The sequence below is a fragment of the Rufibacter soli genome, from assembly GCF_054781795.1.
The window spans coordinates 985,854-1,008,210 of the sequence record NZ_BAAGTS010000005.1 but is presented as its reverse complement, the minus strand read 5'-3'; the positions used below and the strand labels follow the sequence as shown (position 1 = coordinate 1,008,210).

The window sequence follows — 22,357 nt, the reverse complement described above, 5'->3', positions numbered from 1 at the left end:
CCAAAGATACAGGTTTTGCCTTAAGCTGATGTCTCCTTGATTCCCGGTCTCTTATCTCCTGGTAAAAAGCCGCAAACCCTACTAGTCTGTTTTAAGCCTGTTTTGGCAAAAACAGGCTTAAAACAGGTTTGGTCCCTAGTGGTCACCCCTGATCAGAAGACCCTTCTATGGGTATCTTCCGTACGTTTGGTTAGATTTGTGCCTCACTTAACCCACCAAGTACATGATTGTAGTTACCGGAGCCGCCGGCTTTATAGCCAGTTGCCTAGTTACCCGCCTTAACGCCGCCAACTTCAATGAGGTGGTGGTAGTGGATAATTTTTCTGTCACCAAGAAACTGGCTAACCTGGAAGGGAAAAAGATCAGTGAATATGTAGACCGTAACACCTTCTTTGAATGGCTGGACGCTAATTATGAAGAAGTAGAATTTATTTTTCATTTAGGCGCCCGCACCGATACCACTGAAACCAACCGCGAGGTACTGGACCTGCTCAATCTGGACTACTCCAAAAAAGTGTGGAATGCCTGCTGCGAATACCAGATTCCGCTGGTGTATGCCTCCTCGGCGGCTACCTATGGCTCCGGCACCCTAGGCTATGACGATGATGAGGCCCTGATTCCCTTGTTGCGCCCACTCAATGCCTACGGCGATTCTAAAAACGAATTTGACCAATGGGCCCTGGAACAGACCGCCAAACCTTTCTTCTGGGTGGGCCTGAAATTCTTCAACGTGTATGGCCCCAATGAATACCACAAAGGCAGAATGGCCTCGGTGGTAATGCACGCCTTCAATTCCATTCAAGACACCGGGCGGCTCACCTTGTTCCGGTCCCATAACCCAGACTATGAAGACGGCAAGCAAATGCGCGATTTTGTGTATGTGAAAGACGTGGTAGAGGTATTGTACTGGCTCATGCACCATCGCAAAGACTCAGGCATCTATAACCTGGGCAGCGGCCAGGCCCGCACCTTCCTGGATCTGGCCTTTAACACCTTTACGGCCATGGGCAAAGAAATCAACATTGATTTTAAAGATACCCCCGAAGACATCAGGGATAAATACCAGTACTTCACCCAGGCCAACATGGCCAAGCTGCAGGCCATTGGCTATGACCGGCCCTTCCATACCCTGGAAGAAGGCATTCAGGATTACGTCCAGAATTACCTCATGACCAAAAGCTATTATTAGGCAGCCACCGAATACCTCAAAACAGAAACGCCAGCTTATCTAAGCTGGCGTTTCTGTTTTGAGGGCGTTTTTACGAAAACAGGCCCAAAACAGCCCACCTTCTTACTTCATTTAACTAACCTAGACTTTAATAAAGCCTATTCCGTACTAATACTCAAACTGAAGAATTAACGCGTAATCACCCTAAAACGCCCTAACTCCTATGCCCTACTCCCTCGTAGATGACGCTATGAGTGCAGAAGAACCCATTCCATCTGAACCGCTTTCCACGCCCAATGATTTACGCGTAGAAAGCTGGGAACAACTTCAGCGGGAATTATTCCGGGACTCCTGGGATGATACCCTCAACCGCTATCGGTCTCCCTATGTGTTCAGAGGGCTCTGGAACAAAGACTATGACCTGAAGACCAGCCTCATGCGCATTGGCGGTGATTATGGCAAACTGGAACAGCACCTGCTGCGCAATTTCAGGAAATACTCCCGAGGCATGACCAACACCGCCGGCGAGTCTCTCTGGAACTGGTTGGCCCTGGCCCAACACCATGGCTTGCCCACCCGCCTCCTGGACTGGACCTACTCTCCCTACGTGGCCCTGCATTTCGCCACCGCCGACCTCAACAACTTTCACCAGGAAGGGGTAATCTGGTGCGTGAACTATGTCAAGTCCACGGACTATCTGCCCCAAAAATTACAAAATGCCCTAAGGGAGGAAGGGTCTAACGTATTCACCGCCGAAGTGCTGGACCCTGTCGCCGCCAGTTTACGCAGCCTTTGTGAGTTTCAGGAAAAGCCCTTCGTTATGTTTCTGGAGCCACCCTCGCTGGATGAACGCATTGTGCACCAGTACGCCCTGTTCTCTATGATGTCTACCCCAGACTCTACCCTCTTTGATTGGCTCTCTGACCACCCAGACTATTTCTACCGGCTCATTATCCCCTCCAAACTGAAATGGGAAATAAGGGATAAACTTGACCAGGCCAATATCACTGAACGCGTCCTTTTCCCGGGTCTCACCGGCATCAGCGCCTGGCTCAAACGCCACTACACGACTACTTAATGAGTGATTGGGTGAATGAGTGATTGAGAGAATGAAAATGAATGGTTGAGTGATTGATTTCCGTTTTAGAGCTGTTTTCACGAAAACAGGCCTAAAACGGAAACCATTGTTCCCTTTCATTTTTTATTCACTCAATCATTCAATCACTCATTCACTCATTAAAAAAGCACCGATACCTGCATGCGGCCGGTGTGGATGGTGCGGATGCCTTGGGGTTTGCGGCCGTCATAGTCCAGGGTGATGTTGAGGCCGCTGCTGAGTTTTTGTTGCAGGGCCAGGTTCCAGGTGAGGTTGTTGCCGGGCCTGAAGCCGTTGAGCATCTCAAACGCTACCGGCGAGGAGTCTAACCCGGTATAGTCTATCTTGATAAATTTAAGCTGACCAGTCACGGTGCGTTTGCCTACTTGGCTTACCCGGGTTTCGGTGCCCAGCTCATGGAAGCGCGCTTTTTCCCGGTCACCCAGCTCATTGGCCTTGTGCATCCATTGGTAGGTTCCGGTAAACCGGATGGTGGAGTTGGGTTGGTATGAAAGCTCAGGAGCGGCTTCCCAGCTTCTGAGCAGGAAATTTTTAGTACTGAGGTAATTGGAGGCACTCTCGCGTTTAGAGCGGGTTACGTTCAAGCGGCTGGAGAAGACATCGGTGAGGTTCACCCGTACCAACACCTGCTGGCTGGCGTTGTTCCGCACATCGGTCCCGTTGGTAAGCAACACTTTCTGCAGGCCCTGCTGGACCGTCCATTCCACGCCGTATTTGGGGTTACTCCTATTAAAATACAGCGTGTTGCGGTAAGACCTGGACAGAGACAGCAAGGTGCTATCCTCAAAATTAAGGCTAAAGGGATTCAAACGGCTGCGCAGGTCCTGGTCTGTGATGCGTTTGTCTACGGTTACAAAAGAGAGCGCCGAAAATTTAGAGGCAATGCGTTTCCACCAGGCCTCCGCGGTTTGCCAATCGCGGGGAAGGCTGCTGTTCAGGCGGTAAGTGAATTGGTTGGTGTAGGCCAACACGTACTCATCCGTGGGTATAAATAACCTGATGTAATTTCGCCTGTAGGGCGGGTCTATGGGTTGCGACTCAAAAAATTCGTTCAGGTCCTGGCGCCCGTCGCGGTTCAGGTCCTCAAAAAAGTGGGTTCCCTGCCCGGGCACCGTCTCCACGAACAGGTATTGGCGTTTCAGTTCCCGGCCTGTGCCAATGGCGTATGACATTTCTGAGCGCAGGTGGCGGTCCAGGAAATCTCCGGTCCAGTCAATTTTGGAGAGTACGGTAGTTTCAGAGAGACTGTCGCGGGCCTGTAATTTGCGGAGGGTGATCAATGCCGTGATCTGCTGGTTTTTTTTGATGACGGTGCTGGTACTAACGTTAAAGGTGTTGGCCACCTGCTTGTTTCCCAGTTCCCCATTTTCGGGCCGGTAATCTACCCGGCGGCTGTACTCGGCTCGGTACTTGAACGCGGCAGTGTCACGGCTCTCCACATAGAAGAGGTGGTCATCAAAATAATTAGCCGAGGCCAGCAGGCTTTCATTGAGTTTAGAGGTGACCCTATTCTTGTCAAAGCGGTACATGTAGCCCGGCGTGATAAAACGCGTGGGGTACCGAACCCCTATTTCACCGCGCACCCAATCAGATTTACTTTCGGGCTGATCATTGTTGAGCAGAAACAGGTTGGTACGCAGCTCCAGACCTACCACTTTTTGGGCCAACTCCAGTACATGCTGGGTTCCGTCTACCTCGCCGGAGCGAAAACGTTTGTTGATGCGGTAGTTCACAAAACGGTGCGTGTCTTTAACCCCGCCCACCGAAAAAGAAAAGATATGGTCTTCCACGCGGGGCTGCCGGGCCAGGGTGGTGTTAGTGGGACTACTCCAGTCACGGTCAAACTCTACATCGCGGTAGCGGTCAATGGGCACAAAGTTGGGGTCTGTGTATTCATAGGCCAGGGCACTGCGCAGTTTGTAGGCTCCCAGAAATTTAACGTCGCGGTCATTTATCTGGTAGCCCACCCGCAAGGCTTTCCCCAGGTCATCACCGGCATCTAGCGCTGAGTAGCGGTTCAGGTCATTTTTGGAGCCGGCCACCTCCAGGAAGACATTGGTTTTCTCATCCAGGCCCCAGCTTCCGCCCAAGGTCATCATCTGCTTTTGGATGGGCGTGGGCAGAATGCGTACCGGCTCATAGCGGCCCTGCGGCACGCCGTTCACGGGCTCCACCCACAGAAAGACCCTTCCGTTCACGGTGGTATTCTGCAGCACGTAATTTCCGCCGGTGGGCAGTTCCGTAAAGCTGACCGCGTAGTAGGCCCGGGTGGAATCTGTGGAATAGTGGAAAATGGAATAAGTGCCGCTGGTGGTTACGGTGTCTTTTTTCAGGTACAGTACCTGGTTCCGGTCAAACCGCACCGAATCCCCGCTGGGCGCCACGGCCTGGTCCAGCCTGTCCCCTATCTGCGAGAGCAGGCGTTTCTCAGTGATATCCAGATTAAGCGTGAGCGGGTTATTGGGGTTGTCTGCCTCCTGGTAGAAATTGCCATACACATTAAGCTTGCCCATTTTCTGGTAGTGGCTGGCATGGACCACGCTACGGGAATAATTGAGGTCTGAGTACTCAAAATCTACCTTTATGCGAGAGTTGCGCGTGATCACCCATTTGGGCGTGAACGTGATCTCGGCCTGGTTGTAGTCAATGACATAGTCAAAGTCAAAGCCGCGGGTAAGCAATTTACCGTCCAGGTACACGCGCTCAGAGTTGGCCAGCACAATGATGAACCGCTCCCCGTTAGGCCCGCGCAGGCGGTACGGGCCCTGTACGCTTTCAATGGGCGTAATATTCTCAGACGCAAATTTCCCTTTGGCCACAGAAGCCGCCATGGAGGTAGCACTTTCCCAACCGGGTTTGCCCCTATTCACTTCCAGGGCCCCGCCCTGCACGTTTTTGTAGAACTTAAGGAAATGAGAGGCCGGACGGTTTTTCAGGACCACGTCTCCGCCGGTCAAGGTCCAGAGTCGGTGCTGCAACGTAATGAAGACCCGGTCAAATTCCTGCAGTTGCTGGGTATTGCCATCGGGCTGAAAAGGAATGTTCTGGTCTGTGATGGAAGCCGTGATGTTGATCTCATCCGTGAGTTTGCCTTCCAACTGCAGGTTAAGCGCCGAGTTCACAAACACGTTTTGGGTATTCCCCACCGAGACGCCGCGCGAGATGCTACCCGTTTTGTTCAGCCCGGGCGTCTTGAAAATCTCTTCCCGCGGGGCGGATTGGTCAAACACGTACTGCCGCTCAAAAGAAGTAGAGTCCCAGGTACGAATGTCGCGCTTAAAGACAGGTGTGCCAAGGGCCAGAGGCAAGACCCGGTAACACACCAGCACCGAATCTGTTTTGGGCACGTTTTTCGGAAAACGGCCCCGAAACGCCCCGGTGCTGTCCTGGAAAATACTATCCGGTTGGAAAGCAGGCTCCGGCTGTTTTACGGGAACGTTGATGAACTGGAATTGCCCGGTGGCCGCGTCATAGAAAAACCGCAGAGAACTCTGTAATTGCCGGCTGTCCAGTACTTCAATGGTATTCTCAGCTACCGTAAGGGAGTCTAACTTGAAAGCCAAGGGCTGCACTTTTACCCACCGGCATTTGCGGTTAGATAGTTCCTGCCCCTGCGTCTCTCCTGCCCCTAGGATGAAGGCGAGCAATAAAAGGATGCCGCCCCAGCCTCTCATGGTTGAATGACCGGCAGTTTAAGGAAGAAGGTGGTGCCCACGTTTTCCTCGGTCTCAAACCAGATAGACCCGCCAATGGCCTCTACCCCTTTCTTTACCACAGCCAGCCCAATACCAGACCCGGAGTATTTGGTACTGAAATTAGGCACAAAGATTTTAGGCTGCACCTCTACCGGAATACCGGTACCATTGTCCTGTACTTCCACCAACACCCACTGCGGGCTTTGCAACGCCAATCTCACCTTGATGCGGGGCGTCACCGCCGAGGGAACCGCCTGCAAGGCATTCAACAGCAGGTTATTGAAGATCCGGACCAGTTGGTTTTCATCGGCGCGCACATATATTGGCGTAGCGGGCACCTCTAGTTCCACCTGATGTTGCTGGGAATTGAGGTGCAGATCGGTGGCTTTGCGTACCAGGCTGTTCAAATCCAGCGTCTCCAGCTTCAGGTCGGGCATGGCCGTGAAGTTGGAGAACGAAGTGGCAATGTCACTGAGCACGTCAATCTGGGTGATCATGGTGTTAGAGATTTTTTCCACCAGTTCCTCCAGGTTGCTACGGCCTTCCTGCATGGCCTTGCGCAGGTACTGCAAAGAGAGCTTCATGGGCGTGAGCGGGTTCTTGATCTCATGGGCCACTTGCCGGGCCATCTCCTTCCAGGCCGCCTCTTTTTCCCGCAGGGCCAGTTCCTGCTTGCTTTCCTCCAGTTTCTGCAGCATCTGGTTGTATTCATGCACCAATAGACCAATCTCATCACGTGACTCATACACCAGCCGCTCATTGCTACCGGTGAGCGAGGTCTGTTTCAGGCGCTCGGTGAGTAACTGCAACGGCACGGTCAAGGCCCGGGTAGCCAGGTAACTCAGGAGCACAAACAACACAAACAGCACTGTGAAAATATTCAGGATGGTCGTGATTAACTGGATGAGCTTGGCATTAAGGTCTTTCTCTGAGTCAAAAAACGGAATGGCCAGGTAACCTTCCGGTTCCCGGGTGGGGTTTTCCCGGAGGGGCACATAAATGGTGCTGTACGGCAAAGCGCCGGCCCTCTCTTCCAGCAGCACGCGGTTCAGACCCTGTTCCTTGAGTTCACTGAACGCTTTGGGGTTTAACCGATCAGACAATACGCCTGCCTCAAACAGGGCCGGCTGGCTCGAAATACGCAATTCTCCGTTGGCGTTGTAGATGTTTAGTTCGGCCTGGGCCACCAGGGCCAGCCTGTTCACCCGCCGGGAAAGGGAGTCTGCCCGGCCCTTAAACAAGAATTCGCCCCAGTTGCTGGTAAGGATACTCTGCCTTACAAAATCACCTTGCTCGGTGTAGCCTCTTATTAAATCTTGCCGGTAAGAATTGGTGACCAGACTGCCTATGGTAAGGCTTACCAATACCAGCGGCACCAGTACCCCCAGATTAAGGAAAAGCTGGATCTTGGTCCCGAAGGTAGAGGTAATGGATTGCACTAACTGCCCTTTAGACAATACCACCAGCGCCAGCAAGGAGAAGAGCAGGAACGTATGCAGTAGAAACAGGAAAGAGAAGTTGGAAAGCCACGAGCTGAACCCATAGTCTGGCGTACTGACCACAGAAACCGTTCCATTGGTGGCCTTTGCCGCCAGATGGTGGTAACCGCCCACCGACAGCCCCTGGGAATACAGCAACGGGTCATTGAACAGCAGTGGTTTAAAACGCTGGTTATACTCAAAATATCCTTCAGAGCGCAACCACCGGCCTTCTTTCCATAAGGCATAGCTGGTGGCCGGCATAGTGGCGGGTTGTGAACTTTTCCGTTCTACCAAAAGCTCTGGAAGCACACTGTTAGGTGCCGTGATCTTAGGGCTTAACTCCAGTACAACCGTTACCCATTGCCACTCATTTAAAGGAACCTGAATTTCCTGTAAGTACAGAAACCTGCCAGGGTCTGTATCTGAATTGATCAGTAACTGGCCTTTCTGGTGGGTATTGCGGGCCCGGGGTGCCAGGGTTTGGGCGTAGTGCAGTAAATTGGAAAGGCTATCAATCTGGTTTAGGGCCGTTCCATCTACGTCAAATAAGCGCACAGTCACGGCATAGTTCTCAGTCAGGTTGCGTAAATGGTACCGTTTTATCTTTTGCTCCACAATGCTCCGATTCACCCAGGGGGCACTTAGCACGTTTTGCAACATGGGGTCTCCCGCAATGGCCTCAGCCGCTTGGGCTAACAGATATTCCGTGAGGTCATCATGGTCTTTGAGCAATTCGCTGGCCATGCGCTGCTTGTCGGTGCGCAGCTGCACGGCATACAGGTCATAGAACGCAGAGGCCCCCAAGCCGGCGCTGACAAGATTCAACAGGAAGATGCTGGTATAGAGTCCGGCCCTTCGGCGCAAACTACGGTGCAGTTGCTCCCAACCTACCAATACCGCGCTAGAGAAAAGAATAGCCCAGTTCCCGCTGGGGGCATCACGCCAGAAGCTCCAGTTAATAGCCAGCACCAAAACCGTCAGGAGGGCATAGGCAAACGGGGCTTCCCGGTTAAAGGTGAACGGCAACCAAGACAGTAAAAGCAGGAGCAGCCAACTGATCCCCAGGGAATGCAGTACCATGATGAGGAACAAGAGAACCTTCTGGGGGCCAATCTGAATATTCTGGGTAATATCCAGAACCGGTTGGCTGTTTAAGATCAAATTGCGGTACATCTCATACCAACTGATGACCAGCAAGGTAATGACGGCTCCAATCAACAGGCTACTCCATAGCTGGTTTCGGGGTGTTTTCAGAAAAACGTGCTCAAAACGCAAAGGCTTGGCGGTACGGTAGACAATACCGGCCATAGCCAACAGGCAAATCTCGTTCAGAAGCAAATCTCCCAAGGAGGGTGACCACCAGGCAGAGGCGTATACCCTAGGACTGAACAATTCCAATTCCTGCACATTCTCCGGGAACTGGAACCAAAGCATCACCAGACGGGCCAGCAGCAGGCCAAGCAACATCACCCACATGGCCGCTAACTTCTGTTCCCGGGCCCGAAGTTTTTGGTAAGTAGAAACCAGGAAAAGAACCCAGGCCGCCAACGCCAACACATACAGCGCAAAGGTCACCTTGCCGGCGTGCAGCCACTGGCTGGGGTCTTGTACGCGCAATGAAAATAGGTAATGGCCCTGGGCATCCAGGATAGGAATGGCCCCTCTGCCCTTTTCCAACTGGATGGAACCGGAATGGTCTTCAAAGATATCTGGGTTGAGGCCGCTTCTTAAGTACGCATTGCTAATGTCATACCGGGTCTCCAGGGCTATAATGGCCAACAGGGTGTACTCCAGCGAAGGCTGGCTTTTAACCACCAAAAAACGTCCAAACCTGTGCTCTACAATCTGCAGGCCCGGCCGAAGGAACCGAGGCGCAATGTCAAGCCGGGTGGTATTGTCTGACCAGAAGATTAAGTTGTTGTGGCGGTATATGAAAAGAGGAACCTGGGTATGGGGCAGTACTTGAGTAAAAAACCCGGAATCTGGGGGCAAGTGCGCTTCAACTTCGCGTATTTCCTGGAGAGCTTGTTGAATTTTAGTCTGCAGCTTGCCCGTCACTTCCTGGCTCATTCTTTTCTGAGGAGCCTCCAACAATTCACGCTGTATACTGACCTGCAAAAAAGCCGCTCCCGCCCCTAGTATAAGGGCCAGCAAAAGAAAAATAAGGGGAAGAGTGTACCGGTGGGGCTTCAATGCTGCTTTTTTCCTGAACTTAGCCATAATACGGGCAAAAACCCCGTACATCACTTGAAAAAATAGAAATACACCTATTGCCCTGGTGTTTTGGGCCTGTTTTTTTGAAAAACGGGCTTAAAACAGAAATTCACTATTCAAAGAAGAATGCCTTAGGGAGAAAACAGAAGACTTACTTAGTAGAAGGCGTACCGTTTTGGGAAATATAAGATGGGTCAAAGGAAACACTCCCGAAAAAATAAAGCATCATCACCCGCCCATAGCGGAAAAGAACGGGGGTTAACCCTATAATGAGGGTCGCGACCACGGTAAGGTACACCCAGGTGGGTGGGTCAGCGGCCAGAAAATACAAAGAAACGCCTACCAGAAAGACAATCAGGACAGATAGGCCATAACTCATATACATGGCACCCCAGTAAAAGCCCAGCTCAACCTCATACCGGAACCCACATACCGGACACTTCTCCGGCATTTGGTCAAACTTCATTAGGTGAAGCGCGCCATGGCTGAACATCTTGCCCTGGTGGCATCTGGGGCATTTAAGACCTAGGCCGGCTTTGAGATGGCTCCAGGCCCCCATTATTTCTTCTTACTGTACTTATACCAGAAAAAGCCCACACAGCCGGCAATCACGTAAGGGATCGCCATTAAATATAGAATTCCTTTATTCAGCCCATTGGCAATGCTGTCTCCAGACTCATTATTGGAGGATTCCACAGAGGCGGTGCACATGGCGCATTGCGCCTGGCTGGGGGCTGCCTGAAACGTTAATCCCACTACCAGTAATAAAGCCCCTATCCAAAACACTACTTTTCTTTTCATCTCAACTGCTTTTATCATTTGGAAGAATACTAGCCCTCACGTAAAGTTTTAACTGTAGTAAGGCGAAATCAACACGTACACCAGTACGCCGGTAATGGCCACATACAACCAAAGCGGAAAAGTCCATCTTGAAATCCGCTTATGCCGCACATACTGTTCAGAAACCGCAAAATACACAGACAATAATACTAATGGAACGATAACCGCAGCCAGAACGATATGCGTGATCAACACAAAGTAGTAGATCATCTTGATAGTTCCTTCTCCTCCAAAAGAGGTAGGGGCCGCCTGGTAATGATACGTTACATAAGAAATTAGAAAGAAGGAAGAAAGCACAAAGGCCGTAACCATGGCAAAACGATGGTACCTCCGGTTCTGGCGTTTGATCTGGTAATACCCAATGATAAGGGAAAGAGCGGTTAAAGAATTGAGGACCGCATGCAGTTTAGGCAGGAAGGAAACATCCAGGTCCCCTAATTTCCCGGTTTGCGGCATAAAAATCAGAAAAGACACCACTACCGGCACTACAATTGAAAGAATAGCGATCAATATCAGGTAGCGGCTATCTGAAGGGTTACTTTTCATTTCTTTTTTTATTGGTAAGCTGGTCTTCAGAAAGAAGCACGTTTAATTCAGTGATGAGCCGGTCAACTTCTCCGGCGTCTGTTCCATCATAGATACCCCGGATGTGCCGTTGCCGGTCCACCAGAAAGAGGCTCTTCTGCAGATGCGCTAAGGAGGAATCAGCGCCAATGGCCGGATCTATAAATCCTTGCTGAGCCAGTTTTTTTATTTCTTGCCCGGTTCCGGTCAGGAAAACCCAGGTTTTGGGCCTGGCCCTAAAACTTTGCGCGTATTGTTGCAGCGCAAGCAAACTGTCTTGCGCCGGGGCTACCGAAAAGGAAAGGATGTTAACGTCTGGCTGAAGCCGGAAGGCATCTTGCACCCGGGCCAACTGCGTGCTTACTTGTTTGCAGTCAACCTGGCAAGCGGTGGAGAAGAATTGAGCTACATAGACTTTTCCCAGTACTTGTTTCTGGGAAAAGGAAGAGCCTGTCTGGGAAACAAGCTGGAAGTCCGGAACCTGCCGGTAAAGGGTGTCATATTGCCACTTACCTTCAACCAAGGTACTGTCTGATGACACCGGAAAATAGGTTGGGAGCGAAAACCTATTCACCCCAAACACCTTCAAAAATAAAAACGCCAGTACGGGTACTAACAAAAGGGTACCCAGTACCAGCGTTTTCTTTGGGCTCATTTACTTGAAGTAATTGAAGACAGATTCTCCGTAAAAAGTACCTTCTACTAAAAGTGCTACAAGTAACCAAACCAATAAAGCAGTAGGGACCAACACAGCCCAGATCAGGCCTTTTACTTCGTGCTTCAAGTGCATGAATTCACCTACTATGTAGAAAGCCTTGAAAAGGGTAAGGGTAATAAATATTGCGTTCCGCAAGGTACCTGGGTCCATCATGAACGCAAAGGCGAATTCAACGGCCGTAAGCGCACAAAGGATGAAAAAGACCTTCCAGATTGCCTTGGTCTGAGCCTGAGGGATTTCACCGGCGTGGCCCAAGTTGTCAGTATGATTTGAATGTGATGCCATATCTATACAGTTTTTAACAAGTCAAACAATTACACCAGGTAGAAAAAGGTAAATACGAATACCCAAACCAAGTCTACAAAGTGCCAGTAAAGACCTACTTTCTCCACCATTTCATAGTGCCCTCTTCTTTGGTACACGCCGTTTACGGTATTGATGAAGATCATGATCAACAGGATAACGCCACTAAATACGTGGGTACCGTGAAAACCTGTGATAAAGAAGAATAAGTCTGCAAACAAGGGCGGGCCGTACTGGTTCACCACCAGGTTTGCGCCATGGACCACAATTCCGTCTGCCAGTTTCATACCCTCTTCTGTGCCAGCAATAAAGTGGCTCCATTCCCATGCCTGGCAACCCAGGAACATAGACCCGAAAAGGATAGTCCACAACAACCATTTCTGCACATCATTTTTATCCATTCTGTGTCCTGCTTCTACGGCTAACACCATAGTTACAGAAGAAAGGATCAAAATCATGGTCATTAAGGCCACAAAAGCCAGAGGCCAATCCATGCCATGGAAGAACGGAAAAGCATTGAATACCTTATCAGGAATTGGCCACCATGCGGTAGAAAAGGTGAACGCTTCATGCGCCCCTTCATAGGCTTGGTGCCTGTGACGGGCTAATCCATAGGTAGTTAAGAAAGCGCCAAAAGTAAAAGCATCTGACAGAAGGAAAAACCACATCATCAGTTTGCCATAACTTGCCTTAAACGGCTCATTCCCGCCATCCCAGGTACCGGTGTTTGGCTGCTCAAAGGTTGTTGTTTGCGACATATGTGTTACAGAATTATTAATGGTTCAAGACTAAGAAAATGTACAGGTAAATCCATAAAGCGCCCAGGAAGTGCCAGTACATAGTGCACAGTTCAATACGGGTAAGATTTCTGGAATGCACCTTATACTTAAGCGCCGAAATTACTACAATTATTAGAAAAACTAAGCCTGTGATTAAGTGAAATGCGTGCACTCCCGTTAATACATACAGAAATGAACCAGAAGGGTTGGCCGTGCTTCCTCCAAAGAATACCTTATTGGCGACTAATTCCCCCCAGCCTATCCATTGGCCAACCAAAAACGTTGTTCCAGCCGCAATGGTCAAAACCAAGGCCAATCTAATGGTCTTCACGTTATCCCTACGGGCCGAGACAAGGGCCCATTGCATGAACACACTGCTCAAAATAATAATGACTGTATTGAAGAGCAGGATGTTAGGCAAGTCAAATTCCAGCCAGTTCCCTTCTTCCCGGCGCACAATGTAGGCACTGGTAAAGGCTGCAAACATCATGACAATGCTCACAATCAAAAGCCAAAGAATAAACTTCAGCGGGTTAACCCGGCGTTGCGCAGGTTGTAGTTCTGTATCACTAGTCATTTGTATAGTATGCATATGAAACAATTATAATTTGTCCACCACAAAGGCAATCTGAACAATGGGCAGGTACAGAAAAGACCCAAACATAATGTTCATAGCCGCCCGCTTAGAACAGGTATGCATCAGGTAGAAGGTTTGCATTAAGAAAAGCACTCCACAAACCACGGCAATAAAAGCCGATGTCTTACCAGCCATCCCAAACTGCAGGGGTAGCAAACCCAAAGGAATAAGCAACAACGTGTAGATCATGATTTGAATGGCAGTCTTCAGGTTCTTCCCTCCTGCCATTGGCAGCATTTTGAAGCCAGCCTTTTTGTAATCATCATCTAACACCCAGGCAATAGCCCAAAAGTGAGGGAATTGCCAGATAAATTGAATTCCAAACAAAATCCAGGCTTCTACTCCAATGTAACCTGTCCCCGCTACCCATCCAATCATGGGAGGTAAGGCCCCAGGGATAGCTCCTACAAACACACAGATAGGTGAAATGCGCTTTAAAGGAGTATAGAAGAAACCATACAGCAGTAAACCCAGGAAAGACAAAGCCGACGCAAGCCAGTTAAAGTATAACCCGAAAAGTGTCAGGCCGGCAATCCCTAAAAGAACACAGTAAATGATCGCATTCCTAACGGTGATGGTTTGGGCAGGAAGAGGCCGCTTGGCCGTTCTCTTCATTAACTTATCCAAGTCCTTTTCCAGCACCTGGTTGATAATATTGGCAGAACCTGTTACCAGCAAACCACCAAGCATCACCAAACCTGTACTGATCCAATTGGCATCTGGTCTACCTAACAAAAAACCAATTGCACTGGAGAAAGCCACCGTTAGAGAAAGCCGAAACTTAAGAAGCTGAAAATACGGGGTTACTTTGGTCATAGCCGATGATGTCTGGGCACTGGATGTTACGTCTTGTACGTACATAAACGTGATTATGCCACCAATTCGGGTGATGGTTGGTAAGGTTTATAAGTGTAATAATAAGAGATCAACAACCAGAACTGTAATCCGAACAAAATTGTACCGAACACTAAATGTAAAGGCTGTGCAAACGCCGGTAGAGCCAAATAAGAAAGGATAACACCTAATAAAACTTCTATTAGAATAACCCCTATCACTGCTTTGGTGATAAAAAGCAACCGCTGATTACGCGTTTTCTTTATCAAACTATAGAGCCAAACATTCAATAATACCACCAAAATAGAGGCCGACCTGTGCACATAAAAAGAGGTGCCCAACTGGTCTACCCAAGTGGCCCTATCCTGATTGTGGAGGTTGAAAGAAATTAAATCAATCTCTTCTCTCACCTGGGTTCCTAAGATTACTTGCAGAAAAGTAAGAACCAGGACGGTAATAATTACGCCTTTCACTTTGCCAGAAGGCGAAGTGACATTAGTCCATAGTTTTTCCCTTTGGACCCGTTCCACGATGTAGATCAACAAGGCCAGTAAAACCAAGGCTAGTGCCATGTGCAGAGTTACCATTTCTGGTAAAAGGTTCGTGGATACAACAAGTGATCCTAACCAACCCTGAAATGCTACCAGGATAAGGGATAACAAAGCCCCCCAAAAAACTTTAGGGTCAGACTTGAAGAAAGGGACTGCGTAAAGGACTGTCAGGAAAATAAAAAAGCCAATCAATACCCCTACCAACCTGTTCACATATTCAATCCAGGTCTTAGTAACATTGAATTCAGTCTCAATGTATTGAGAGGGATGGGCAAAAATATCTGTCGCGGCCTTCTCAAAACCTAAATTGTGGAGCAGTTGCCCCATCCGTTCATTTTTCTGAATCCGTTTCTCCTTGTACACTTCCAGGTAATCTGGAGGTAACTGGCTTAAACTAGTGGGGGGGACCCACGACCCGAAGCACTTTGGCCAGTCTGGACAACCCATTCCTGACCCCGTACTCCGGACGATCCCCCCTACTAAGATTAAAAAATAAACAGAAGCAATGGTAACTACTCCAATCCTTCTAAACCTTTTACTACTAAAAGATTTATTATCCATGCTTTATTCAAAATCTCTCTCGTGCGGCAGGTTTGAAGACTGCGTCTGGGAGAAAGGAACGTTCTGAGGAATAAAGTCTTCAGGAGCCCCAGGTTTGCTATAGTCATAAGGCCATCTGTACACTACAGGAAGTGGGCCAGGCCAGTTACCGTGTCCTGGATTCACCGGAGTAGTCCATTCCAGGGTGTTAGATTTCCAAGGGTTCTCAGTAGCTCTTCTTCCTTTGAAAATGCTATAGAAGAAGTTAAACAAGAAGAAGATCTGGGCGGCAAAAGAAATAATGGCAGCAACCGTAATGAACGTGTTCATGTTCATGAAAGTACTGAAAGTGTCAAATCCTGTCCAGGTGTAGTATCTTCTTGGGAAGCCGGCAATACCAATGTAGTGCATAGGCATGAAGATCAGGTATACCCCTGCAAAGGTGATCCAGAAATGGAGATAACCTAATTTCTCATCCATCATACGACCGAACATCTTAGGGAACCAGTGGTAAACACCGGCAAACATTCCAAAGAAGGCCGCAGATCCCATTACTAAGTGAAAGTGAGCAACTACGAAATACGTATCGTGTAATTGAATGTCTAGGGCAGAGTTACCTAAGATAATACCTGTAACCCCTCCTGAAATAAACAAGGACACAAAGGCCACTGAGAACAACATGGCCGGCGTGAAGTTAATGTTACCTCTCCATAATGTAGCCAACCAGTTGAATACCTTCACCGCAGATGGTACCGCAATGATCAACGTCAGGAACATGAAAACGGACCCTAGGAATGGGTTCATACCTGACACGAACATGTGGTGGGCCCATACCACGAAGGATAACGTAGCGATACCCAACATAGAACCAATCATGGCACGGTAACCGAAGATAGGTTTACGGGCGTTGGTAGCAATGATCTCAGATACAATACCAAAGGTTGGCAAGATTACGATGTAAACCTCTGGGTGACCCAAGAACCAGAACAAGTGCTGGAACAGAACCGGGCTACCACCTGTATGTGACAGGGCCTCCCCTGCTACATAGATATCAGAAAGGAAGAAGCTGGTACCAAAGCTACGGTCAAATATCAGAAGCAACGCGGCTGAAAAAAGAACCGGGAAAGCCAATAAACCTAAAACAGCAGTCAGGAAGAAAGCCCAGATGGTTAATGGCAATTTAGCCATGGAAAGGCCTCTGGTACGGAGGTTGATAACAGTAGTAATATAGTTTACACCACCCAATAACTGGGAAATGATAAACAATGCCATACTCACCAACCACATAGTCATACCAGCACCAGAACCAGAAATAGCCTGAGGCAAGGCACTAAGGGGCGGATATACCGTCCAACCGCCACCGGCAGGACCGGTCTCCAGGAAAATGGAATAGAACATGATCACACTGGCAATGAAGAAGAACCAGAAAGAAAGCATGTTCATGAACCCTGAAGCCATATCACGGGCTCCAATCTGCAATGGAATCAAGAAGTTACTAAAGGTACCACTTAAGCCTGCCGTCAATACAAAGAACACCATGATGGTTCCGTGCATGGTTACCAAAGCCAGATAGAACTCTGGGTTAAGTTTACCACCCTCTACCCATTTCCCTAATAAAGGCTCCAGGAAAGTGAAGGTAGCGTCAGGGAAACCTAACTGCAACCGGAAAAGGCTGGAAAATGTACCACCAATGATGGCCCAGAAAATACCCGCAAACAAGAACTGCTTGGCAATTACCTTATGGTCCTGGCTGAAGATGTACTTCTCAAGGAAACTCTGATCATGATGGTCGTCATGATGATCATCGTGCTCTACATGCACATCTTTATGTAATGAAATATCCGTACTAGACATACAAAACTGTTAATAATTTATAATTATTGTTTTGGGGCAGTGCTGGTGGAAGCACCTGCGGCATCTGAAGAAGTAAGCGCTACAGCAGTGCTGTCAGTGGCAGATCCTTGTAATTGCTTGGCAAAGGTTTTTGCTTGCTGCGTAGCTACCCATTTTTGGTATTCCTCTGGCTCATCTACAATAAGGGTCATCTTCATGGCAAAGTGGCCTCTTCCACACACCTCTGTACAGGCTAATTCATAATTGAAATTAGGGTTGCCTGTCTCAGTCTGCATTTCTGATGTAGACTTGGTAGGAATGAACCAGAAGGAGGTTGGCATACCTGGCACCGCATCCATCTTCACTCTAAAGTGAGGAAGGAATACACTATGAATAACATCTCTTGCTCTGATTTTCAATAGCACTGGCTGTCCTTTTGGTACGTGAAATGCACTAGGTTCAGCCGGGAAGTCATCTTGAGCATTTTTATCTGTCAAATCAAGTCCAAATTCGTTGGTGGCATCAATAAGCGTATGCTTTACCATACCTAACTTATTGTCAGCCCCTGGGTAGCGTACCAACCAGTTAAACTGCTTACCCATGATTTCCACAACAACCGCACTCTCTGGGGCTGGGCTGGTAATCTTTGCCCAGGTTTTCCATCCAGAGAAAACAAGAAGAGCCATTACCACCGCAGGAATCACGGTCCAGATAATCTCTACTTTGTTATTGTGTGGATAGTAATATGCCCTTTTGCCTTCTTTGTGTTGGTACCGGTAAGAGTACACGAACAAAAGAATATGCGTCAAAACAAATACAAATCCAATCACAGCCATTGTTAACCAGAACATGCTGTCAATGTCAATACCATGTTCTGAGGCCACTGGAAGGATCATGTCATCCCATGAATCCATGAAAGACCATAAAAACAGCCCTCCCATTACCAAGAAGAAACCCATTAATAAGGCGGCATTCACCTTGTTGCTTTTTCCTATATCCTGGCGATAGCTTCCTTTGAAAATAGAAGCCAGCACCTGGATTTTGAAAAGAAGGTACAGGATGACCAGTAAAAGGATGATTGATAGTGCTACTGCAATCGTAATCATTATCCGAATCTTTAAATTATAGTCTTATACGTGATGGTGAACACTCTCGCCCAGGAATGGGTGGTTCAATGGAACCAAAGGCGCTTTACTCAATTCTTTAGTGAATCTCAAAAGGAAGATTCCCAAGAAAGTAAGTGCGGCACCAATTTCAATCAGTCCAAAGCCACTTTCTCCGCGCATGGTACCTGGCATAATCATAAGGTAGAAATCAAACCAGTGACCAATCAGGATAGCGATACATACAATCTTTAACATGATCATCTGGCGCTTGGCATCTCTTGTCATCAAAACAAGGAACGGGAAGGCAAAGTTTATCAAAAGGTTAAAGAATAGAATCCAGGTATAGTGGTTGTTGTAGGCTCCCATACGCTCCTGGAAATAAAGAACTTCTTCAGGAAGGTTGGCATACCAATACAGCATGAACTGAGAGAACCAGATATAGGTCCAGAAGATACTGAAACCAAAGATGAATTTACCAAGGTCATGTAAGTGATTCGCCGTCACCATTGGCAAATATCCTGCTTGTTTCAGGAAGATAATGGTCAATGTAACTGCCGCTAATCCAGATACCCACCAGCTGGCAAATACATACCAACCAAACATAGTACTGAACCAGTGTGGGTCAATAGAGAGAACCCAATCCCAGGCTGACATAGAGGAAGTAACCCCAAAAATTACCAGGAAAGCGGCGCTCAACCGGATACTTTTATTGTAATGGGTCAGGCCACCGTTTAAATCTTCAGCCAAAGACTCTCTTCTCAACCATTTGAAAAACAGGAACCAAAGAGTGAAATAGGCCACCATTCTAATAACATAGAAGGTAACGTTAAGGTATCCTGATTTCCCAGCAATAATCGGGTCATAATTAGGATTTCCTACTTCAGTTAAGGAATGATCTGTCCAGTGGAACAGCGTATTGTGACCTGTGAAAATAATGGGTAACACAAACAGCAATACCATGATAATACCGCCTACAAGGAGGTAACTACCCATGGCCTCTGGAATACGCTTGATAGTAGCTGACCAGCCGGCGTAGGCTACATATTGAATGGCAATCCAGAGAATACCTACTACTGCAATCCCAGTCAGGTACACGTTATTTAACCAAAGGTTAGCCATTAACCGTTGGCCCCAACCCGCTGCATGATGGGTAGCTTCTCCCCCGTGTCCTTCACCATGTCCGCCTCCACTAAAGTTAGCCGCGATGATGACACCGAGAACTAACAGTATCAGCCCTAAGGCGATCATGAAGAAGAACCTGTTGGTGGTTCTTTTAGAGATACTAAGTCTTTCTTCCGTTATCATTTAAAATTTACCTTTAAAGGTTAGTTACGCGTGTCCTTGGTAGGATCAGTAGTAGTACCTGTTACTGGGTTTGTATTCTGGTCAGTGCTTGCGCCCGCTGGAGCGTCTTTCGTTTGTGAGGCGGTATCTTGTGTGTCACCTGCCTCCGTATCCGTTAGCCCTTTTTGTAGCTGCTGCACATACATGGCAATCTTCCAGCGTTCTTGCGGGTTAACCTGCGTACCATGTGGCATCATGCGGCCACGACCGTTTACAATCACATGGTAAATATGCCCAATTGGTAAAGTAGCGTAACGCCCTTGGGTATAATTAGGAACGCCCTTGAATTTAGCTCCAACCAACCCATCACCCTGACCTGTTTCACCATGGCATGGGGAACAGAAACGAAGATAAAGGACTTTACCCTCTTCCAGGTTCTTGGTAGTTCTAGCCACTGGGTTTTTCAATTCCACACCGGCAGTTTCTGCACTGTCTTTTGAAATATGGTTATAGAACCCAAGTTTTCCTCTGGCAATGGTGTTGGCTGCTGGAACCCTCATGTTCATTCCACCAGGGTTGATGGCATTCTTATTGCCCTCCAACTGCTTTAGTGGTTCATACGATACCGGGTGGTACATATCCGGGGCATATTCAGTACCAGGATCCTGGTCATTGCTTCCACATGATGCCAAAAGCGCGGAAGAAAAAAGGATCAGGGAGGCTTTTGCGCCTGTTCTAAATAAACTGTTCATTATTTAACTACCTCCTTCTCGTTAACTTCAATAGCCCCGTTGGAACGGAGAAGATCATTTAATTTGGTGATGTCTGTTCCTTCTTTCAGTTCGATGGCCATCACGTATTTATCATCCGTTGACCTAACATCCATTACGGGAACCTTCATGGTTGGGCGCAAGCCACTGATGATAAAGAAGGTGATCACCATACCAAAAGAGGCAAACAGTACGGTTAACTCAAAAGTAACCGGGATGAAAGCAGGGATTGAAATATGAGGCTTTCCACCAATAATCATTGGCCAGTCAAACCCTAGCATATAAATCTGCATCCAAAGCGCAAATGAGGTTCCGCAAATACCACAGAAAAAGGCCACGATAGGCAACCGGGAACGCTGAATTCCTAATACATCATCAATCCCGTGGATTGGGTATGGGGAAAATACATCGTAGATTTTTGTGCCTGCCGCGCGAGTCTTTTCAATGGCGTTCAGCAGCACATCCTCGTCGTCAAATACACCGAGTATATATTTCTTACTAGTCATGTTTGTGAGAGTTGTTAGGTGCTGTGCCATGCATAGAGGCGTCTGGATTGTGGGTATGGCTTACCCCAGAAGACGATTTCAAAATAGCTTTTACTTCTGCCATGTTCACTACCGGGAAGAATTTGGCGAACAAAAGGAACAAGGTGAAAAATAAGCCCATGGTTCCTACATAAATCCCAATGTCAATAGAAGTTGGAGAGAACATCACCCAGCTGGAAGGCAGGAAGTCACGGTGCAGGGAAGTAACAATGATTACAAAGCGCTCAAACCACATACCAATGTTCACGAAGATAGAGATGATGAACGTAGCGGTAAGGCTTCTACGGATAGAACGGAACCAGAAAAGCTGCGGCGTAATTACGTTACACGTCATCATAGACCAATAAGCCCACCAGTAAGGACCGGTAGCCCGGTTAATGAAGGCATACTGCTCATATTCCACCCCTGAGTACCAGGCAATAAAGAACTCAGTGATATAGGCCACACCCACGATAGATCCTGTCAAGGTGATTACCTTGTTCATAGACTCTACGTGCTCCAGCGTGATGTAATCTTCCAATTTGAACACCTTGCGGGTAATGATCATCAAGGTCAATACCATGGCAAAGCCTGAGAAAATCGCACCTGCCACAAAGTATGGAGGGAAGATGGTGGTGTGCCAGCCCGGGATCACAGAGGTTGCAAAGTCCATGGATACAATGGTGTGTACCGAAAGTACCAGTGGGGTCGCTAAACCAGCCAGGATCAAGGAAACGGTCTCATAACGCGACCAATGCTTGGCAGAACCTGTCCAGTTAAAGCTTAACATGGCATATGCTCTGCGGGCAATAGGACCAGTAGCTCTGTCACGGATGGTAGCAAAGTCAGGGATTAGACCAATGTACCAGAACACTAAGGATACAGAGAAATAAGTACTGATCGCGAACACGTCCCAAAGAAGCGGGGAGTTAAAGTTCACCCATAGGGATCCAAACGTGTTGGGTAAAGGCAATACCCAATAGGCTAACCATGGACGGCCCATGTGCAGTACCGGGAACATGGCCGCACAAATTACCGCAAAAATAGTCATTGCTTCTGCGGCGCGGTTAATGGAAGTTCTCCATTTCTGGCGGAACAAGAGCAAGATGGCCGAGATAAGGGTACCGGCGTGACCAATACCTACCCACCAAACGAAGTTGGTGATATCCCATGCCCAACCTACGGTTTTATTCAGACCCCACTCCCCAATACCAAACCAAAGCGTGCGGTAAACGGAGTAGAAGAAAATCGCTAGAAAAACCAGAGAAACCCCCAGGGCCATCATCCAACGGATATTCGGCTTGGCTTCCACCTGCCGACATACGTCTTCCGTGATGTCTGCATAAGTTTTACCCCCAGTTACTAAGGGCTCTCTTATTGGAGATACGTGCTGCATATA

The 22,357-nt window shown here is 48.2% G+C and carries 19 protein-coding genes; 2 read left to right on the top strand and 17 right to left on the bottom strand.

From position 1 onward, the window contains the following. The first annotated feature begins 223 nt into the window (after window positions 1–223). Window positions 224–1,189, top strand: a complete 966-nt coding sequence (gene rfaD, locus ACYVJQ_RS18520) for an ADP-glyceromanno-heptose 6-epimerase (RefSeq protein ID WP_460894605.1) — start codon at window positions 224–226, stop codon at window positions 1,187–1,189. Between the two features lie 202 nt (window positions 1,190–1,391). After that, window positions 1,392–2,246 carry an FRG domain-containing protein gene (locus ACYVJQ_RS18515; protein WP_460894604.1) on the top strand — a complete coding sequence of 285 codons (855 nt, stop codon included), beginning with the start codon at window positions 1,392–1,394 and terminating at the stop codon, window positions 2,244–2,246. Window positions 2,247–2,404: 158 nt separating this feature from the next. Here ACYVJQ_RS18515 and ACYVJQ_RS18510 read toward each other — a convergent pair whose 3' ends face one another. The 17 genes from ACYVJQ_RS18510 to nrfD form a co-directional block, all read right to left on the bottom strand. Then, window positions 2,405–5,959 carry a hypothetical protein gene (locus tag ACYVJQ_RS18510; protein ID WP_460894603.1) on the bottom strand — a complete coding sequence of 1,185 codons (3,555 nt, stop codon included), beginning with the start codon at window positions 5,957–5,959 and terminating at the stop codon, window positions 2,405–2,407. After that, window positions 5,956–9,531: a sensor histidine kinase gene (locus ACYVJQ_RS18505; protein WP_460894602.1), complete on the bottom strand. Its 3,576-nt coding sequence runs from the start codon at window positions 9,529–9,531 to the stop codon at window positions 5,956–5,958. Before ACYVJQ_RS18505 ends, ACYVJQ_RS18510 begins: the two co-directional genes overlap by 4 nt. A gap of 295 nt (window positions 9,532–9,826) precedes the next feature. Further along, on the bottom strand, window positions 9,827–10,141 hold the full coding sequence (locus ACYVJQ_RS18500; protein WP_460894601.1) for a DUF983 domain-containing protein: 315 nt from the start codon (window positions 10,139–10,141) through the stop codon (window positions 9,827–9,829). A gap of 92 nt (window positions 10,142–10,233) precedes the next feature. Beyond that, complete coding sequence (locus tag ACYVJQ_RS18495) at window positions 10,234–10,476, bottom strand: hypothetical protein (protein ID WP_460894600.1); 243 nt, start codon at window positions 10,474–10,476, stop codon at window positions 10,234–10,236. A 48-nt stretch (window positions 10,477–10,524) separates the two neighbouring features. After that, window positions 10,525–11,061 (bottom strand): DUF420 domain-containing protein, encoded by a 537-nt coding sequence (locus tag ACYVJQ_RS18490; RefSeq protein WP_460894599.1) that lies wholly within the window; start codon window positions 11,059–11,061, stop codon window positions 10,525–10,527. After that, on the bottom strand, window positions 11,051–11,734 hold the full coding sequence (locus ACYVJQ_RS18485; protein WP_460894598.1) for an SCO family protein: 684 nt from the start codon (window positions 11,732–11,734) through the stop codon (window positions 11,051–11,053). The genes ACYVJQ_RS18490 and ACYVJQ_RS18485 overlap by 11 nt, the downstream gene beginning before the upstream one ends. Then, on the bottom strand, window positions 11,735–12,082 hold the full coding sequence (locus tag ACYVJQ_RS18480) for a cytochrome C oxidase subunit IV family protein (RefSeq protein WP_460894597.1): 348 nt from the start codon (window positions 12,080–12,082) through the stop codon (window positions 11,735–11,737). It lies immediately after the preceding gene. Between the two features lie 29 nt (window positions 12,083–12,111). Beyond that, window positions 12,112–12,858, bottom strand: a complete 747-nt coding sequence (locus ACYVJQ_RS18475) for a cytochrome c oxidase subunit 3 (RefSeq protein ID WP_460894596.1) — start codon at window positions 12,856–12,858, stop codon at window positions 12,112–12,114. A gap of 16 nt (window positions 12,859–12,874) precedes the next feature. After that, window positions 12,875–13,456 carry a cytochrome c oxidase subunit 3 gene (locus tag ACYVJQ_RS18470; RefSeq protein WP_460894595.1) on the bottom strand — a complete coding sequence of 194 codons (582 nt, stop codon included), beginning with the start codon at window positions 13,454–13,456 and terminating at the stop codon, window positions 12,875–12,877. Between the two features lie 24 nt (window positions 13,457–13,480). Then, entirely contained in the window at window positions 13,481–14,377 is an 897-nt protein-coding gene (gene cyoE / locus ACYVJQ_RS18465) for a heme o synthase (RefSeq protein WP_460894594.1), read from the bottom strand. A gap of 8 nt (window positions 14,378–14,385) precedes the next feature. After that, window positions 14,386–15,462 carry a COX15/CtaA family protein gene (locus tag ACYVJQ_RS18460; protein WP_460894593.1) on the bottom strand — a complete coding sequence of 359 codons (1,077 nt, stop codon included), beginning with the start codon at window positions 15,460–15,462 and terminating at the stop codon, window positions 14,386–14,388. Window positions 15,463–15,465: 3 nt separating this feature from the next. After that, on the bottom strand, window positions 15,466–17,295 hold the full coding sequence (locus ACYVJQ_RS18455; RefSeq protein WP_460894592.1) for a cytochrome c oxidase subunit I: 1,830 nt from the start codon (window positions 17,293–17,295) through the stop codon (window positions 15,466–15,468). A gap of 23 nt (window positions 17,296–17,318) precedes the next feature. Next, entirely contained in the window at window positions 17,319–18,380 is a 1,062-nt protein-coding gene (locus ACYVJQ_RS18450) for a cytochrome c oxidase subunit II (protein ID WP_460894591.1), read from the bottom strand. Window positions 18,381–18,404: 24 nt separating this feature from the next. Further along, window positions 18,405–19,685 (bottom strand): quinol:cytochrome C oxidoreductase, encoded by a 1,281-nt coding sequence (locus ACYVJQ_RS18445; protein ID WP_460894590.1) that lies wholly within the window; start codon window positions 19,683–19,685, stop codon window positions 18,405–18,407. 20 nt (window positions 19,686–19,705) lie between these two features. Continuing rightward, window positions 19,706–20,416, bottom strand: a complete 711-nt coding sequence (locus ACYVJQ_RS18440; RefSeq protein ID WP_460894589.1) for a c-type cytochrome — start codon at window positions 20,414–20,416, stop codon at window positions 19,706–19,708. Next, on the bottom strand, window positions 20,416–20,940 hold the full coding sequence (locus ACYVJQ_RS18435) for a DUF3341 domain-containing protein (protein ID WP_460894588.1): 525 nt from the start codon (window positions 20,938–20,940) through the stop codon (window positions 20,416–20,418). The genes ACYVJQ_RS18440 and ACYVJQ_RS18435 overlap by 1 nt, the downstream gene beginning before the upstream one ends. Then, on the bottom strand, window positions 20,933–22,354 hold the full coding sequence (gene nrfD, locus ACYVJQ_RS18430) for an NrfD/PsrC family molybdoenzyme membrane anchor subunit (protein ID WP_460894587.1): 1,422 nt from the start codon (window positions 22,352–22,354) through the stop codon (window positions 20,933–20,935). Before nrfD ends, ACYVJQ_RS18435 begins: the two co-directional genes overlap by 8 nt. Between the last annotated feature and the right edge of the window lie 3 nt (window positions 22,355–22,357).

What these genes read in the sequence shown, in the direction of transcription:
- ACYVJQ_RS18505 (WP_460894602.1), bottom strand. Translation starts at nt 9,531, where the DNA reads ATGAGCCAGGAAGTGACGGGCAAGCTGCAGACTAAAATTCAACAAGCT.
- ACYVJQ_RS18435 (WP_460894588.1), bottom strand. Translation starts at nt 20,940, where the DNA reads ATGACTAGTAAGAAATATATACTCGGTGTATTTGACGACGAGGATGTG.
- ACYVJQ_RS18460 (WP_460894593.1), bottom strand. Translation starts at nt 15,462, where the DNA reads ATGGATAATAAATCTTTTAGTAGTAAAAGGTTTAGAAGGATTGGAGTA.
- ACYVJQ_RS18495 (WP_460894600.1), bottom strand. Translation starts at nt 10,476, where the DNA reads ATGAAAAGAAAAGTAGTGTTTTGGATAGGGGCTTTATTACTGGTAGTG.
- ACYVJQ_RS18470 (WP_460894595.1), bottom strand. Translation starts at nt 13,456, where the DNA reads ATGACTAGTGATACAGAACTACAACCTGCGCAACGCCGGGTTAACCCG.
- ACYVJQ_RS18510 (WP_460894603.1), bottom strand. Translation starts at nt 5,959, where the DNA reads ATGAGAGGCTGGGGCGGCATCCTTTTATTGCTCGCCTTCATCCTAGGG.
- ACYVJQ_RS18455 (WP_460894592.1), bottom strand. Translation starts at nt 17,295, where the DNA reads ATGTCTAGTACGGATATTTCATTACATAAAGATGTGCATGTAGAGCAC.
- rfaD (WP_460894605.1), top strand. Translation starts at nt 224, where the DNA reads ATGATTGTAGTTACCGGAGCCGCCGGCTTTATAGCCAGTTGCCTAGTT.
- ACYVJQ_RS18445 (WP_460894590.1), bottom strand. Translation starts at nt 19,685, where the DNA reads ATGATAACGGAAGAAAGACTTAGTATCTCTAAAAGAACCACCAACAGG.
- ACYVJQ_RS18475 (WP_460894596.1), bottom strand. Translation starts at nt 12,858, where the DNA reads ATGTCGCAAACAACAACCTTTGAGCAGCCAAACACCGGTACCTGGGAT.
- ACYVJQ_RS18440 (WP_460894589.1), bottom strand. Translation starts at nt 20,416, where the DNA reads ATGAACAGTTTATTTAGAACAGGCGCAAAAGCCTCCCTGATCCTTTTT.
- ACYVJQ_RS18500 (WP_460894601.1), bottom strand. Translation starts at nt 10,141, where the DNA reads ATGAAGTTTGACCAAATGCCGGAGAAGTGTCCGGTATGTGGGTTCCGG.
- nrfD (WP_460894587.1), bottom strand. Translation starts at nt 22,354, where the DNA reads ATGCAGCACGTATCTCCAATAAGAGAGCCCTTAGTAACTGGGGGTAAA.
- ACYVJQ_RS18490 (WP_460894599.1), bottom strand. Translation starts at nt 11,061, where the DNA reads ATGAAAAGTAACCCTTCAGATAGCCGCTACCTGATATTGATCGCTATT.
- ACYVJQ_RS18450 (WP_460894591.1), bottom strand. Translation starts at nt 18,380, where the DNA reads ATGATTACGATTGCAGTAGCACTATCAATCATCCTTTTACTGGTCATC.
- cyoE (WP_460894594.1), bottom strand. Translation starts at nt 14,377, where the DNA reads ATGTACGTACAAGACGTAACATCCAGTGCCCAGACATCATCGGCTATG.
- ACYVJQ_RS18515 (WP_460894604.1), top strand. Translation starts at nt 1,392, where the DNA reads ATGCCCTACTCCCTCGTAGATGACGCTATGAGTGCAGAAGAACCCATT.
- ACYVJQ_RS18480 (WP_460894597.1), bottom strand. Translation starts at nt 12,082, where the DNA reads ATGGCATCACATTCAAATCATACTGACAACTTGGGCCACGCCGGTGAA.
- ACYVJQ_RS18485 (WP_460894598.1), bottom strand. Translation starts at nt 11,734, where the DNA reads ATGAGCCCAAAGAAAACGCTGGTACTGGGTACCCTTTTGTTAGTACCC.